Source organism: Bacillus sp. JJ1127 (assembly GCF_036965845.1).
Taxonomy (GTDB): domain Bacteria; phylum Bacillota; class Bacilli; order Bacillales; family Bacillaceae_G; genus Bacillus_A.
In genome coordinates this window covers 24,490-41,002 of the sequence record NZ_JBALQK010000043.1, presented here as the reverse complement: position 1 = coordinate 41,002, position 16,513 = coordinate 24,490, and the positions used below count along the sequence as shown (strand labels likewise).

The window sequence follows — 16,513 nt, the reverse complement described above, 5'->3', positions numbered from 1 at the left end:
AACCTTTTTTATTATTTTACAGAGATAATTTCTACTTGCATTTCTCCACCTGGTGTTTGGATTGCTACCTTTTCACCAATTTGCTTACCTAATAAGCTTTTTGCGATTGGAGAATCGTTAGAAATTCTTCCTTCAAATGGATCTGCTTCTGCGCTACCAACAATTGTGTAAGCTTCTTCATCACCATCTGGTAATTCTTTAAACGTTACTGTTTTACCTAATGCTACAACTGTAGACTCTTCACCATTGTCTTCAATGATAACTGCATTACGGATCATATTTTCTAGTTGTGTAATACGTCCTTCTACGAATGCTTGCTCATCTTTCGCTGCATCATACTCAGAGTTCTCAGAAAGATCGCCGAAGCTACGTGCGATTTTAATACGTTCTACAACTTCTTTACGTTTTACTGTTTTTAATTGCTCAAGCTCGTTTTCTAATTTTTGTTTACCCTCTTGCGTCATAGGGTATGTTTTTTCTGTTGCCATGTTTTCCACTCCTTTTATATACCAATCCCCCAAAAAAGAGGAGTTCAATATGAAAACTCCTCCGCTTTATCCTATAGCGGAGGTTCCTAGTACACATGCACTAGCGGAGTTGTCACATACAACCCCGTATTTTCCAATTCTTCCTCATATAAAGAAGATATGTATGGAAAGTTCATATAAATATGCCCTCACCTATAGATAGATGAGGTTGGCATGTTTCATTGTATTCGATAGAAAGGGAAAAAATCCCTTCCTATCGTATATCTTTTACTATGCTATTACAAATTCACTTTTTCTTCAAGAATTGTTGCGATTTTTGTAACCATAATATCAATTGCAACATGATTTTGTCCACCTTCTGGAATAATAATATCCGCAAATTTCTTAGAAGGCTCAATAAATTGATTATGCATTGGGCGTACAACATTCACATATTGTTCAATGACAGAATCCATTGTACGACCGCGCTCTTTAATATCGCGTTGCATACGACGTAAAATACGAAGGTCAGCGTCCGTATCAACAAACACTTTAATATCCATTAGCTCACAAAGACGTGGGTCTTCTAAGATTAGAATCCCTTCTAAAATAACTACATCTTTCGGTTCTACTGGAATAATTTCTTCTGAGCGTGTATGCAATGTATAATCATATACGGGCTTCGCAACCGGCTTATATGAAAGCAACTGCTGTAAGTGCTCAATTAGTAAGTCATTATCAAATGCTAATGGATGATCGTAATTTGTTTTTAAACGCTCTTCCATTGGCAAATGGCTTTGATCTTTGTAATAATAATCTTGCTCCAAAATTAAAATGGAATGACCTTGAAATTGATCAAAAATTGCTTTTGTTACACTTGTTTTACCTGATCCTGAACCACCAGCAATTCCAATTACAACCGGCTTATTCGTCCCCATTCAAATACCACTCTTTCTTATTGATGTATGCTTTTGCGCATCATGTTGTTCACATACACTGGTTGATCCACTTTGAATTTCACGATTTGCAGCGGATGTCTCGCTGCATCTAATTCGTTTCCATCCTCATCCCAAATTTTCTCCACCGTTTGTGTAAAGTTTTCTATTTCTGGTCCAAAGAATTCAACTTCATGGCCAGGTTTGAAGTAATTACGCTGCTCTAACGTCACAATGCCTGTTTCTTCATTATAATCTAACACTAAACCAGCAAAATCATACGTTGTTTTCTTACTATGATTTCCATACATTTGTTCTAAGTGCCCAGGAACCCCTTCAAAGAATGCAGGAGCTGTATCACGATTTGCACATTTATCAAGTTCATCTAACCATTCCTGTTTAAACTCAAAATTATCAGGATCCGCGCAATACGTATCAATTACTTTACGATATACAGTTGCTACTGTTGCTACGTAATGAATAGATTTCATGCGCCCTTCTACTTTCAAGCTGTCAATTCCAATTTCGATCATTTTCGGAATCGAAAGAATTAGATTTAAATCTTTTGGACTCATTGCAAAATGAGCATCGCCTTCTTGGAATAAAGGAAGTTCTTCTGCTTCTTTATGTTGTGATACTGTTTGAACTAAGTCATAATCCCAGCGACAAGACTGGCAACAACCACCACGGTTAGAGTCACGTGCTGTCATATGGTTACTTAATGTACATCTTCCAGAGTATGCAATACACATTGCACCGTGGACGAATGCCTCAATTTCAATATCAACATGCTCTTTAATTTCCTTCATTTCTTCATAGCCGACTTCACGAGCTAATACAAGACGGTGTAATCCTTCTTCCTTCCAGTACTGAGCCGCTTTCCAGTTAGACAATGATTGCTGTGTACTTAAATGCACTTCAACAGAAGGTGCTACACGTTTACACGTCTCAATAATAAGAGGATCTGCAACGATAATACCCGTTACACCAGCTTTTTCAATCCCTCTTAAATATTCTTCTAGCCCATCCATATTTTCGTTATGAGCAAAGATATTTGTTGTTACGTATATTTTTGCACCATATTTCTTTGCAAATTCTACGCCTTCCGCCATTTCTTCTAGCGTAAAGTTACCTGCATTTGAACGAAGACCAAATTCTTGTCCACCTAAATATACAGCATCTGCACCGTAATGAATAGCTACTTTTAATTTTTCTAAATTACCTGCAGGGATTAGCAGTTCAGGTTTTTTCACAATAACGCGTTTTCCATCGATTACACGTGAAATTTCTTGTACAGTCATATCCTACACCCTCCTCTTTAGTAAACCGTTTCTTTAAAGAAGAATCCAGTATCTAACCGACGATTCACCGGTTGGATTTCTTCAATTTCTTTATATAAATCGTCTTTCACGTCATAATACGCATCACGATCTTCTACACATAAATCAATTGCCTTACGATATTTCTTTGTCACTTCAATAATGTACTCAGAGTTTTTTAGCACACCATCAATTTTCAAGCTATCAATTTCAGCATCAATCAGTTCATCTAACTCATCAATGAAACAAATATCATTTGGACTCATAATATGAGTACCATTTTCATCTTCATAAATTGGATATTTATTATTACGTTCCGGATCATGTAAGAACATATTTTCTTCATATTTTTTCTTTTCAATTTCCAGATTACGATCTTGATACTCAAAATAGTTTCCTACTAATGAACGTTTCGATTGGAACATACATGTCATACCGTGAATTTGTACTTCCAGCTCCACTTCAGCTTTCTCTTTTAATTCAACAATTTCATCTAAGCTTAATTCACGTGCGAGCACAGCACGTTTTGCACCTTTGCGTCCCCAGTAGTTACATGTAAACCAGTTCGTTGCTGTTGTTTCCGTATTCCAATGCATTTTCATATTTGGTGCAACCTCACGCACCGTCATTAATACTGCTGGATCTCCAAATACAACTGCATCTACGTTTACCTCTTGTAAAAATGAAACGTAAGCTTTTAATTCTTCTACTTTGTCGTTATGGAACATAGCGTTCATCGCTACGTATACTTTCATACCATTTTCATGTGCAATCTTTACAGCTTGTTTCACATCATCACGTGAGAACTCCCCTGCTAAACGTAAGCCAAACTTTTGTTCACCAATCATTACTGCATCTGCACCTGCTTTTGCAAGTGGTTCGATATCCGCCACATTTCTTGGCGTTACTAACAACTCAGGTTTTTTCATTGCCTGTCACCCTTTCTTTTTACTCACTGCTACTCCGTCACCAATTGGGAAAATGGTTGTATCATATCCTTCATGATTCATGAGCCACTCGTTATACGTTTTAATTCGTCTAATTAAACCGCGTGTACGTCTATTTTCAATGTGTTCCTTTGTCGTCACAAGACCGTGATATAGTACATTATCTGAAATAATGACACCACCAGGATTTAATAACGGTTCATACAAGTCAAAAAAGCGACGATATTGCCCTTTTGCAGCATCAATAAAAATAACATCAAATGTTCCATGTTCTTTTACTTGTTCACCTGTTTCTAATGCGTCACCATAAATAACGGAAATACGCTCGTTCACAGGAGAACGCTCTATATATTCAAGTGCTTTTTCATATCGATCGCCATTACGTTCTACTGTTACAATACGCGAATTTGGAATAGATTGCATCATACGAATACTGGAATAACCGATTGCTGTCCCAAGCTCTAATATGCTTGTCGGTCCAATTAAACGTAAAAATTGCAACATAAATTCCATTCCAAGACGATCCATAATCGGCACATGATGTTCACTTGCATACTCTTCCATTTCAAGAATCAGTTTATCTTTTGGATCAATAAATGATAATAGGTACTCGTTAACTGCATCCTCCATAAATGGTCCTCCTTATTTACATGGAGAAGTGCCTCTATGACGTGTCAGTCTTTGTCTTTTCACACATAGAATGCAATAAAAATACAAGCCAGCTTTACCCTTAGCTTGTACGTCCCGTTTTGATATTAAAAACGATTCTTCTGCCAGTTTTTAACCCGATATATTTTACCACAAAAAAGAGGGATATGCGACCCTTTTCGCTCTCCCTCCTATTTTCATTTCTTTTGTGTAATATATTTTTGTTTTAATGCATTGTGCTCTTCTAACGTTTTCGCATAATACACTTCACCATTTGGTGCTGCTAAGAAATAATAATAATCAGTTTGTGCAGGCTCTAACGCTGCTTCTATAGAACGCTTACTAGAATTCGCAATGGGTCCAACAGGTAATCCTTTTACAACATACGTATTATACGGTGAATTTACTTTTAAATCCTCATATAATACACGTTCTTTATGCTTTCCAAGCGCATATAATACCGTCGGATCTGTTTGCAGTGGCATTCCCTTAGCTAAGCGATTATAAAAGACGCTAGAGATCTTTTGACGGTCTGTATACCCAGTCGCCTCTTCCTCAATTAAAGAAGATAGTGTTAAGAGCTGATGAACGTCCAACTGCTTTTCTTTCATTTTCGCCTCATTTTGAACAATGAGCGCATTTGTTTTCTCAAGCATCGGCGTCACAATTTCTTCCAAGGTTGTATCTTTTTTATAGAAAGAATATGTCGCTGGATATAAATAGCCCTCTAACGGATATTTAATGTTGCTATCAAAAATCTTGTTCGTCAATAATACCGGATACTTTTGTTGCATCTTTTGAACAAACGCCTTATCGTTTAATTGACGCACAACATCATCTTTATTCCACTTCAATTCCTTCGCAATCATATCTGCAATTTCAACAACTTGTGCACCCTCTTTAACCGTCAGTTTATAGGCAACTGGACGATGCACATTACCCGATGACATTTGTTCCATTACATCATCTACATTCATTGACGAATTTAATAAATATGTACCCGCCTGTAATTTTTTAGATTTTACTTTTGCATAAAAACTAAATACTGTACCATTTTTAATAGCGCCTTTTCCCTCTAAAATTTCTCCGATTTGACTTGTAGATGAACCCTTTGGAATCTCGACTTCAATTTCTTTTTTATTTCCGCTATCAACTGGTTTTAATGCAGATAAAATATACGCATAGATTGACACGCAGACTACAATTAGTGCAATAACTGTTATGAAAAGGGCGCGTCTACGCTTCTTCTTCACTTGATTCTCTATCAAAGTTCTTCCTCCTTATTCCATTGTAGACCATATGTACTTCCTCTATACAATGCTCTACAAAACCAAAGCAAAGCTCATGCATTTGCAGATCGTTTTTTATTTAATACAATCCGTCTTATTATACTATAAATAATTATGTGGTTTCGACAAAAATATCTGTCATTTTACAAATGAATACAAAAAAAGATGGGCTGTCATACAGCCCATCTCTTCATAAATTATTCTTCGCCATCTTCTTCTGCAGCAAGAGTGTTAAACATTTCTTGTACCATTTCCCACTCTTCTTCAGATTCGATTGGAAGCAATGTTCCACCAGATTCATCTTCGCTTTGCTCATATGCCATTGCATCGTAAATTGGGTCTCCATCTTCGTCAACTTCACCAATTGGGGAGAAGACTACATATGATTTATTCCCGAATTTCTCAGCATCGAAAGTGAAAATAATTTCACATAAATGCTCGTTTCCTTTTTCGTCTACAATTGTAATTTGATTTTCTTCCATTCTGGTCACCTCTTATTTGCTATCTAAATATCCTTGTAAAATCACGACTGCAGCCATCTTATCAATGACTTGCTTCCGTTTTTTTCGGCTAACATCAGCCGAAATAAGAAGACGCTCCGCCGCCATTGTTGACAAACGCTCGTCCCATAGTAAAACTTCCAATTGCAACAGTTCACGTAAACTTTGAGCATATTGCTGACATGCTTCGCCACGCGGACCAATCGTACCATTCATATTCTTTGGCAACCCTACTACTATCTTGTCCACATTGTACTGTTTTACTAACTCAGACACCCGATCAAAACCAAAAATTTCTCGTTCTTCATTGATTTTAATCGTTTCTAAGCCCTGTGCTGTCCAGCCCATTTCGTCGCTAATTGCAACACCGACTGTTTTTGTACCAACATCTAAACCTAATATCCGCATAAACTACTCCTCATGATGTTGTTTCAAATAAGACTTCACAAGCTCTTCAATTAACTCATCACGTTCAAGCTTGCGAATAATGCTTCGTGCATCTTTATGACGGGGTATGTATGCTGGATCTCCACTTAATAAATAACCGACAATTTGATTAATCGGATTATAGCCTTTTTCTTGAAGTGCATCATACACAGTTAAAAGTACATCGTTTACATGGACACTCTGTTTTTCATCTTGAATGCTAAACTTCATTGTTTTATCAAAACCGTCCATTTTAAGCACCTCACTTATAAGTAGTAAGTATAGGGAGAAGACTTTCTCCTCTCCCTACTATTGTACACTACTATCTCTTTATTTTGAAACAGATTTAACGTACTCTTCTACAAATGCTAAAGCTTCATCCACTTGTGCTGGGTTTTTACCACCTGCTTGAGCCATATCAGGACGGCCTCCACCGCCACCGCCACAGCGAGAAGCAACTTCTTTCACAAGTTTACCTGCATGGTAGCCTTGGTTGATTAAATCTTTCGTTACACCTGCTAGGATATTCACTTTATCATCATTTACAGCTGCTAATACAACAACTGCAGACTCTAATTTGTTTTTCAGGTCATCCATCATTGTACGTAAGTTGTTCATATCTGCAACATTTACTTTTGTTGCTAATACATTAACCCCGTCAACTGTAAGAACTGAATCTGTTAAATTTCCAGCTTCAATGTTGCTTAATTTAGCAGCAAGAGATTCGTTCTCTTTTTGAAGTTGTTTCACTTCAGCAAACAGGCCGTCTACTCTTGTTAAAATATCTTTCGGATTTGTTTTCATTTTACCAGCAGCTTCTTTTAATAAACCTACTTGATCGTTCATTAATTCGTATGCTGCTTTTCCAGTTACTGCCTCAATACGACGCGTTCCTGCTCCGATACCAGACTCAGCAACAATTTTGAAAATACCGATAGATGCTGTGTTATCAACATGGCAACCGCCACAAAGCTCTAGGCTGTAATCACCTACTTGGACAACGCGTACAACGTCTCCGTATTTTTCACCGAATAATGCCATTGCACCCATTTCTTTTGCTTCTTCGATTGCTTTTTGAGAAATCTCAACATCAATACTTTCCCAAATTTTTTCGTTTACAATACGCTCAATTTTTTCTAATTCGTCAGCTTGTACTTGACCGAAGTGAGAGAAGTCAAAGCGTAAACGTTCTGAAGTTACAAGAGAACCTGCTTGGTTAACATGTGTTCCAAGTACATCCTTCAGTGCTTGGTGTAAAATATGCGTTGCTGTATGATTTTTCACAACACTGCTACGGTTTTTCATATCGATAATAGCTTTTACAGCTACTTCTTTCGTTAATGTACCTTCTTCTACAACAACTTTGTGTAAGTTTTGACCATTTGGTGCTTTTTGTACGTCTTTTACAAGAACTTTCACACCGTCAGCAAGAAGGTAACCACGGTCTGCAATTTGTCCGCCGCTCTCAGCATAGAATGGTGTTACATCAAGCATTAATTGTCCTTCTTCACCTGCTTGTAGGCTATCTGTGTACTCGCCATTTTTCACAAGGGCAACAACGTTACTTTCTGTCGCAACTGTACCGTAACCAACGAACTCGCTTGCTACTTTAATTTCTCCAAGTACCCCGCCTTGAACTTGCATAGAATCAACGTCTTGACGAGCAGCACGTGCACGTTCACGTTGTTTTTCCATCTCTGCTTCAAAACCTGCATGATCAACTGTCATACCAGCTTCTTCTGCATATTCTTCTGTTAATTCAATCGGGAAGCCATATGTGTCATATAGACGGAACGCATCTGCTCCAGAAATAACAGTTGTTTTTTCTTCTTTCGCTTTTGCAATTACTTCTGCTAAGATTGCTTCTCCATCATGAAGTGTTTCATGGAAACGCTCTTCTTCGTTTTTCACAACGCGTGCGATAAAGTCTTTCTTTTCAAGAACTTCTGGGTAGAAGTCTTTCATTACTTCTCCAACAACCGGTACTAATTCATACATGAATGGGCGGTTGATGTTTAATTTCTTCGCATAACGAACAGCGCGGCGTAATAAACGACGTAATACATAACCACGGCCTTCGTTAGAAGGAAGCGCACCGTCACCAACAGCAAATGTTACTGTACGAATATGGTCAGCGATTACTTTAAACGCCATATCTTTTTCTACATCGCCACCGCGATATTTTTCACCAGAGATTGATTCGGTTGCACCAATCATTGGCATGAACAGGTCTGTATCAAAGTTTGTAGGTACATCTTGAACGATAGATGTCATACGCTCTAGACCCATCCCTGTATCGATGTTTTTCTTCGGCAGTGGCGTATATGAACCATCTGGGTTATGGTTAAATTGTGAGAATACAAGGTTCCATACTTCTAAGTAACGCTCGTTTTCGCCGCCCGGATATAATTCTGGGTCGCTAAAGTCGTTACCGTAAGCTTCACCTCTGTCATAGAAAATTTCTGTGTTCGGTCCACTTGGGCCTTCACCGATATCCCAGAAGTTTTCTTCTAAGCGAATGATGCGCTCTTTCGGAACACCCATTTTCTCATTCCAAATTGTAAATGCTTCTTCATCTTCTGGATGAATTGTAACAGATAGTAATTCTTTATCGAATCCAATCCATTTGTCGCTTGTTAAAAACTCCCAAGCCCATGTGATTGCTTCTTCTTTAAAGTAGTCGCCAATTGAGAAGTTCCCTAGCATTTCAAAGAATGTATGGTGACGAGCTGTTTTCCCAACGTTTTCAATATCGTTTGTACGAATTGATTTTTGTGCATTTGTAATACGTGGGTTTTGCGGGATTACACGGCCATCAAAGTATTTCTTTAATGTCGCTACACCACTGTTAATCCATAAAAGAGATGGATCCTCGTGTGGAACTAATGATGCACTTGGTTCAATTGCATGCCCTTTCTCCTCAAAAAAGTCTAAAAACATTTGACGAATTTGTGCGCCTGTTAATTGTTTCATCTATATTTCCTCCTTTAAGAAATTCCATAAAAACAAAAAACTCCCGTCCCTATAAAAGGGACGAGAGTTAACTCGCGATACCACCCTAATTATGAAATAAAAAGCGGAAGCGTCTCGCTTAAAAGCGGAAGAAATTGGACCAGTCGAACCGAAAGACGCTTTTTGTCTTTCAGTGAGATTGGGAAATTTCGGAGCTTTTAGACGCTGAAGCTAGATTGCATACCGTAATATGCATTTATTCCATCACCTCATGGTGCCGTAACGTGGCAAGACGGCAGGGATTAACTGCTCTCAGGATTAGCGTTCTGTCACCCTTCATTTAAAGCTTCTTTCAGCCATTGGAAGCTTCTCTCTGAAAATGGACTGTAACATACTCATTCCGTCATCAATTTCACAACATATATAATACATTTTATTATATAAACTTATATAAGTTTATGTTATATGCCAAAATTGTAGCGAATCCGTTTCCATTTGTCAATGTTTCCAGAGTGGCTTTATATGAACAACTACTGTTCGAATCACCGCTAAAATAGGAACTGATATTAAAAGACCTACAATTCCGCCAACTTCTCCTCCAACTAGTAGTGCAAGCATAATAACAACCGGGTGCATACGTAGTGATTTCCCAACAATATACGGAGATAGAATGTTACTTTCAACAAATTGTAAAATAGCAAGAGCAATACTAGCTTTCACAAAAAGATTTGTGGACACTGTTGCTGCAATCATCAACGTCGGAATTGCTCCTAAAATTGGTCCAAAGTAAGGAATAATATCGGTAACTCCAACAATAATGCCAAGTAGTAAAGGATATTTCATACCGATAAACCAAAAGGAAAGAGCGGACATTCCTCCTAAAACTAAACAAACAAATAATTGTCCTCGAATATAACTTCCAAGTGATTTATCAATTTCTTTTGTCAACTCTTGTCCTGTACTACGCCATTTTTGCGGAATAATATTCCAAAAAGTACGATAAAATTCTCCATAATCCTTTAATATGTAAAATACAATGAATGGAATTAAAAAGATGATGAGCAATGAATCCAATATACCACGCGCTGTACTCATCATTTTATTTAATAACGCTTGTATCTTCATTTCAATTCCAATAAAAACTTGCGTTACTTTCTCATGAATAAACGATGGAAAATTGTCTGTCTGCTCTGTCACACCATCCATCCACGAATCATACATTTTCATAAACTGTGGGAATTGCTTATTGATTTCTTGCAGCTGTGCCATAACAATCGGTGTTCCTTTATAAATCCCATACCCAAGACCAGCAAAAAAGAGAATATAAATAAGCAAAATAGCAAGTGTACGTGGCATTCCTTCTTTATGTAATTTTTCAATTAAGGGATGCAGTAAATATGCAATGAAACAAGCAATAAAAAACGGTGTAATCGCCACCTTAAACACAAATATAATCGGCGCCCATAACGGTTTAATTTTTAAGAAAACGAACAAACATAGAAACACCAATAACAGTAATCCTAATCGATAGATCCAAATGATTTTAAGATTCTTCAAACGAAAAACCTCCTCCATCCTTATTTTGAAAAGAAATAGAGAAGGTTATGTGTAAAACTTTTAAAAAAATAAGCGTACTAAAATATTTTCATACAGCCCATACTGTTTTTAAAAGACTTGCATATATTTAACACAATAAGGACAACCACTCTGAGACTACAGCAAATCACAAATATGGTCAGGAGGAACACAATGGTTTGGCTTATGCTAACTTTATCGGCACTTTGCATGGTTCTTGAATGGGTCTGTATTGGCTTTGGTATTTGGAAGGGGCTCTTCACGCGTTCGCCGCGAAAGGAGCGAGCAAAACAACTGTGGTATTACGGAGTTCTCGGGATTGGATGCTACGGACTTTCTTACCTTTTTTCGGAAATTGGACTTTTTTATTTATATACGAGCGCATGAAAAAAACTCCCTGTTAGGGAGTTTTTCATTTATAAAAATGATTATAGATAAGACTTAATCATTTTACGTGCTCTTCTCATATTGCGTTTGGAAAACATATCTTGTTTACGTGCATATTGATATGCCGCAGCCCCAATACCTAATGCGATTAATGAATTGCGTAGATTCAAAGTAAATCCCCCTTTTGATTATCCAATCGTTCGTTCATTCTCATCAAATAAATCATCAAGAGAACTAAGCGAACCATCTTCTTCTACTTGATGCGTATGGATTTTCCCCTTTGAAACCGATAATTCAATATAACAATTCCAGCAATAAAATTGGTTGACACCTATTTTTCCAATGTCCTTCCCTTTGCAATTTGGACAACTGAACATATGGCTTTCATCTCCTTAAAAACTCCCAGTTTCTATTCGCCATTATGTCCAAACTGCATTCATTTATACATGCTAGAACTGCTCTTACACTTTCAAAATAACGTTATACGCATCGAAAGATTCACTATATAATTTCACCTTACTACATAAAATCATACGGGGAAATGTTTTCCACATCCATCTCTTGACCATCAATCGTAACCATTTGCACTTCTCCTTGTGACTCCTGCAGGCGACCAGCTAGCGTCGTTTGACGCATTGCATCATCGAGACGATTCACACCGGATTGAAAGGCTGATTCTTCACCGCAAATAATTAAAAACTTTTTACTTCTCGTAATCCCTGTATAGATTAAATTCCGGCGCAGCATACGATAATAGCTCTTTACAATCGGCATAATTACAATTGGAAATTCACTACCTTGTGATTTATGAATCGAGCAACAATATGCATGCGTAATTTGATTTAAATCTGGCTTTATATACGTTACTTCAATCCCATCAAATGAAACGACGATCATGTCTTGTTGCTCGACATTCTCTTTCGCATAAAATACCGAGACAATTTCTCCAATATCACCATTAAACACTTGGCTTTCTGGTTGGTTGACTAATTGAAGTACTTTATCGCCCCTTCGGTATACAACGTCACCGTAGGCAATTTCTTTACTCTTTTCTTTTTTCGGATTAAATACTTCTTGAAGCGCCTCATTTAGCACATTAATCCCTGCTGGTCCGCGGTACATAGGCGCTAACACTTGCACATCTCTTGCGCTAAACCCTTTTGTCTTCGCGTTTTCACATACTTGTTTTACAACCTCAACAATTTGATTTCCTGTACATCCAATAAACGAGCGATCTTTTTTATTTTGCGCTAAATCTGGCGGCAATGTACCATTCTTTATTGCATGGGCAAGCTGAATTACGGATGATCCTTCTGCTTGACGATAGATTTCCGTTAATTTTACTGTTGGAATGGCACCTGCCTCTAATAAATCCTTTAATACTTGTCCAGGTCCTACAGATGGTAATTGATCTTCATCACCTACAACAATGACTTGCATATTTGTTGGTAATGATTTAAACAATTGATTTGCGAGCCAAATATCCACCATTGAAAACTCATCAATAATAAGCAACTTTCCTTGTACGGGGTCCGTTTCGTTACGCTGGAAAGATCCTTCTGGCGTCCAGCCAAGTAAACGATGAATTGTGCAAGCCGGGAGCCCCGTTGACTCACTCATTCGCTTTGCTGCTCTTCCTGTCGGAGCTGTTAAAAGAATCGGAAACGGATTATCATCACTATAATCTTTTGGGTTTAACGATAGCCCATGTAGTGACGCATACATTTCAACAATCCCTTTAATAACCGTTGTTTTCCCTGTTCCTGGTCCACCAGTTAATAGCATCATCGGCTTATGAAGCGCAGTTTGAATTGCTTCTTGCTGAAGCGGCGCATACTGTACTTTTAGCTGTTCTTCAATTTTCCCTAATGTCAATAACACTTCTGCTTCAGGAAATGACGGTGTCTCTTCTTGATTCATAAGACGACGGATTGACTTTACAACGCCTTTTTCAGAATAGAATAAAGAGGCTAAGTAAATGCGGGCTTCTTCTATAATGACTTTTCCTTCACCTTGCATCATTTCCACGCACTCTACAATATCTTCCTCTGTTACGGCACCTTCTTGCTTATTTAAAAGTGAAATGGTTTCCCGCACAAGTTGTCCCTTTTCCATATAAACATGACCATCTTGTAGCGAAACATTTTCTAGTGTATAAAAGCATCCCGCTCGTACGCGGTCATTATGATTCCCTGATATACCAAGCGCTCGTCCTATATCATCCGCTCTTCCAAAGCCTATTCCATCTACTTCCTCAATAAGCTGATACGGATTATTTCGAATTACTTCAAGTGTCATTTCTTTATACTGCTGATAAATCTTAATTGAGAGCTTCGTTCCAAAACCATAACCATTTAAAAAGCTCATGACCTTTTCAAGCCCTTGATGTTCGATAATCGTGTCGTATATTTCTTGTGCTTTTTGTTTGTTTACAACACCTTCTAGCGCAGCTGGGTCATCCATAATTTTAGAAATCGCATGTTCTCCAAGATGGTCAACAATCTTTTCTGCTGTTCGCTTCCCGATTCCTTTAAATAAATCACTTGCTAAGTATTGCACCATACCTGTTTTCGTTTGGGGCAGTTCCTTTTTAAACGTTTCAACTTGATATTGCTTTCCGTACTTTGGGTGGTCTTTAAAGTGACCGGTCAATGTAAACACTTCATCTTCATGCATACGGGGAAAGTGACCATTGATCATCACTTTTTTTTCGTCGTATGTTTCATTTGTTTCAATGATTTTCATACTGACAACGGAATAGAGGTTTTCTTCGTTGTGGAAAATGGTATGAAGAACTTGTGCTTTTATAAATTTTTGCTCTTCCTCAAACAAATCCATTGCATGTTGATTTTCCATTTGTCCTCTCCTTTCCGGTTTCTCTCACTCTAACAAGCAGTACAGCCCCCACCTCTTGGCCTACCCATTAGATGAGGGGTAACTGCACGTTAAAGTATCATTTTTATTCGCCTTCTTGCTCCAATAAACGAATGCCATTCCCTGCCAAAAAGTGATCTGGTTGAATGGCAGTCGCCTTCTTAAATAAAGCAAGTGCTTTCTCATTATTTTCTTCGAACACGTAAGCAACACCTAAATTATAATACGCATCCGCATGCTCTTCGTCCATTTGTAATACCTTTTCAAAATAAGGTTTTGCCTCTTGAATATGCTCTAGTCGTGCAAAGCATAATCCGCACTGAAATACCGCTTCTACATCCATCTCATCTAATTCAGTCGCCCTTTGTAAAAACGGCAACGCAAGACGATCATTTCCAAGCTGTACATGTGTAATACCAAGCATAAATGTCACATCAGCTGATTGCAATCCAGCTTGCATTGCTTGCTCAAACGCAAATTTTGCTTCTGCAAATTGTTCTTGTCCATAATATATGTTTCCTAGCCCATAATAGGCAGTAGCTGATTTTTCATCTAGTTCTAATGCACGTTTATAAAATAAAATTGCACGCTCGCTATCACCTAACACATCTAATAAATTTGCAAAGTTAATGTATCCAAGCGCATCTTTCGGATTTTCTTCAATTGCCTCTGTAAAATTTTTAGCTGCTTCTTCCCAGTTTCCTTCTTGCATATATTGAATGCCTGCTTCAAGTTTATTTGACATGATCTTCACCTCTACAACAAATTATAACAAAGAATCTATTTTCCGAGCGAACAAAAATTCGCGTTTATAAAGTGAAACTTTAATCAGTGGGGGGTCTTCGTCCCTCACTGATTATTAGCCCTCACCAATCGGGCTTTTACGTGCAGCTTATCTCACACCTCACTTCTTTAAAAAAGCGGAAGCGACTCGCTCAGAAACGGCCGGAGATTCTAGCCACTAGAGTTGGACAATGCTTTCACTAAATTTTAAAGTGGAAGTATTACTGCCCGCAAATAGCGGGATAAAAAAGAAACCTCTAACCGCTAATCGGCAGAGGCTTCTCATTTTTATCCTAAATAGTCTAATTTCTTACCACTACGATATACTTCATCAATTGTAGCGCCGCCTAAGCATTCATCTCCGTCATAGAAGACAACTGCTTGTCCTGGCGTAATTGCGCGAATTGGTTCGTCACAAAGAATACGAATCGTATTCTCATCAACGATTTGAACCGTTACTTTGTTATCCTCTTGACGATAACGGAATTTCGCTGTGCATTTAAATTCCTTTTCTTTAGCTCTGTTGCTTACCCAGCTTACATTTGTAGCAATGACTTCATCACCATATAGAAGCTCATTATGGAATCCTTGATCAACATATAAAATGTTTTCTTTCAAGTTTTTCCCAACAGCAAACCACGGATCACCATTACCACCAATACCAAGACCATGACGTTGTCCAATTGTATAATACATAAGACCGTCATGTTTCCCTTTCACTTCACCAGATAATGTTTGCATCACACCTGGTTGAGCTGGCAAGTAGTTGCTTAAGAAATCTTTAAAGTTACGCTCACCGATAAAGCAAATACCTGTACTATCTTTTTTTGTTGCTGTCGCTAAACCAGCTTCTTTCGCCATTTCACGAATTTGCGGTTTCTTTAATTCACCTAACGGGAACATCGTTTTTGATAGTTGCTCTTGGCTTAATTGATTTAAGAAGTAGGTTTGATCCTTATTATCATCAACGCCGCGAAGCATTTTATATTCGCCGTCCATATAAGCAACACGTGCATAATGACCTGTCGCTACATAATCAGCACCAAGCGCAATCGCATGCTCTAAAAAGGCTTTAAATTTAATTTCTTTGTTACACATTACATCTGGGTTTGGTGTACGACCAGCTCGGTACTCATCTAAAAAGTACGTAAATACTTTATCCCAGTATTGTTTTTCAAAATTTACTGCATAATATGGAATGCCAATTTGATTGCACACTTCGATTACATCGTTGTAATCTTCTGTTGCTGTACAGACACCATTCTCGTCTGTATCATCCCAATTTTTCATAAAAATCCCGATTACATCATAACCTTGCTCTTTTAATAAAAGAGCTGCTACAGATGAATCGACGCCACCGGACATCCCAATGACAACGCGTGTTTCGTGAGGTAGTTTGTTCATCACGTCA

General features: G+C 37.9%; 17 protein-coding genes. 1 reads left to right on the top strand and 16 read right to left on the bottom strand.

What is annotated here, in order from left to right; genetic code table 11:
* Positions 1-11 precede the first annotated feature (11 nt).
* The 11 genes from greA to V7183_RS05335 form a co-directional block, all read right to left on the bottom strand.
* Positions 12-488, bottom strand: a complete 477-nt coding sequence (gene greA, locus V7183_RS05385; protein ID WP_097897006.1) for a transcription elongation factor GreA — start codon at positions 486-488, stop codon at positions 12-14.
* A 278-nt stretch (positions 489-766) separates the two neighbouring features.
* Positions 767-1,405 (bottom strand): uridine kinase, encoded by a 639-nt coding sequence (gene udk / locus V7183_RS05380; RefSeq protein ID WP_097897007.1) that lies wholly within the window; start codon positions 1,403-1,405, stop codon positions 767-769.
* Positions 1,406-1,422: 17 nt separating this feature from the next.
* Positions 1,423-2,703, bottom strand: coding sequence for a peptidase U32 family protein (locus V7183_RS05375; RefSeq protein WP_097897008.1), 1,281 nt, complete (start codon positions 2,701-2,703; stop codon positions 1,423-1,425).
* 17 nt (positions 2,704-2,720) lie between these two features.
* On the bottom strand, positions 2,721-3,650 hold the full coding sequence (locus V7183_RS05370; RefSeq protein ID WP_335358925.1) for a peptidase U32 family protein: 930 nt from the start codon (positions 3,648-3,650) through the stop codon (positions 2,721-2,723).
* A gap of 6 nt (positions 3,651-3,656) precedes the next feature.
* A complete protein-coding gene (locus tag V7183_RS05365; RefSeq protein WP_097897010.1) occupies positions 3,657-4,298 on the bottom strand; it encodes an O-methyltransferase in 642 nt (213 codons plus the stop codon).
* Between the two features lie 215 nt (positions 4,299-4,513).
* Positions 4,514-5,584 (bottom strand): endolytic transglycosylase MltG, encoded by a 1,071-nt coding sequence (gene mltG, locus V7183_RS05360; protein WP_335358924.1) that lies wholly within the window; start codon positions 5,582-5,584, stop codon positions 4,514-4,516.
* Positions 5,585-5,802: 218 nt separating this feature from the next.
* Positions 5,803-6,087: a DUF1292 domain-containing protein gene (locus tag V7183_RS05355; protein WP_097897012.1), complete on the bottom strand. Its 285-nt coding sequence runs from the start codon at positions 6,085-6,087 to the stop codon at positions 5,803-5,805.
* A 12-nt stretch (positions 6,088-6,099) separates the two neighbouring features.
* A complete protein-coding gene (ruvX, locus tag V7183_RS05350) occupies positions 6,100-6,513 on the bottom strand; it encodes a Holliday junction resolvase RuvX (protein ID WP_335358923.1) in 414 nt (137 codons plus the stop codon).
* 3 nt (positions 6,514-6,516) lie between these two features.
* A complete protein-coding gene (locus V7183_RS05345) occupies positions 6,517-6,783 on the bottom strand; it encodes an IreB family regulatory phosphoprotein (protein ID WP_097897014.1) in 267 nt (88 codons plus the stop codon).
* 78 nt (positions 6,784-6,861) lie between these two features.
* A complete protein-coding gene (gene alaS, locus V7183_RS05340) occupies positions 6,862-9,504 on the bottom strand; it encodes an alanine--tRNA ligase (RefSeq protein WP_335358922.1) in 2,643 nt (880 codons plus the stop codon).
* A gap of 477 nt (positions 9,505-9,981) precedes the next feature.
* Positions 9,982-11,058, bottom strand: coding sequence for an AI-2E family transporter (locus tag V7183_RS05335; protein WP_097897016.1), 1,077 nt, complete (start codon positions 11,056-11,058; stop codon positions 9,982-9,984).
* A 174-nt stretch (positions 11,059-11,232) separates the two neighbouring features.
* Between V7183_RS05335 and V7183_RS05330 the strand changes: the two genes are divergently transcribed.
* A complete protein-coding gene (locus V7183_RS05330) occupies positions 11,233-11,445 on the top strand; it encodes a hypothetical protein (protein ID WP_097897017.1) in 213 nt (70 codons plus the stop codon).
* A 41-nt stretch (positions 11,446-11,486) separates the two neighbouring features.
* Here V7183_RS05330 and V7183_RS05325 read toward each other — a convergent pair whose 3' ends face one another.
* From V7183_RS05325 to mnmA, 5 genes are all read right to left on the bottom strand, one after another.
* Positions 11,487-11,615 carry a YrzQ family protein gene (locus V7183_RS05325; protein WP_097897018.1) on the bottom strand — a complete coding sequence of 43 codons (129 nt, stop codon included), beginning with the start codon at positions 11,613-11,615 and terminating at the stop codon, positions 11,487-11,489.
* 18 nt (positions 11,616-11,633) lie between these two features.
* Positions 11,634-11,822 (bottom strand): hypothetical protein, encoded by a 189-nt coding sequence (locus tag V7183_RS05320; RefSeq protein ID WP_000490499.1) that lies wholly within the window; start codon positions 11,820-11,822, stop codon positions 11,634-11,636.
* A gap of 142 nt (positions 11,823-11,964) precedes the next feature.
* The gene (gene recD2 / locus V7183_RS05315) at positions 11,965-14,301 is read right to left on the bottom strand and encodes an SF1B family DNA helicase RecD2 (RefSeq protein WP_335358921.1); all 2,337 of its coding nucleotides are present in this window, start codon (positions 14,299-14,301) and stop codon (positions 11,965-11,967) included.
* A gap of 103 nt (positions 14,302-14,404) precedes the next feature.
* Positions 14,405-15,064 carry a tetratricopeptide repeat protein gene (locus tag V7183_RS05310; RefSeq protein WP_097897020.1) on the bottom strand — a complete coding sequence of 220 codons (660 nt, stop codon included), beginning with the start codon at positions 15,062-15,064 and terminating at the stop codon, positions 14,405-14,407.
* 326 nt (positions 15,065-15,390) lie between these two features.
* A complete protein-coding gene (mnmA, locus tag V7183_RS05305) occupies positions 15,391-16,506 on the bottom strand; it encodes a tRNA 2-thiouridine(34) synthase MnmA (protein WP_097897021.1) in 1,116 nt (371 codons plus the stop codon).
* Between the last annotated feature and the right edge of the window lie 7 nt (positions 16,507-16,513).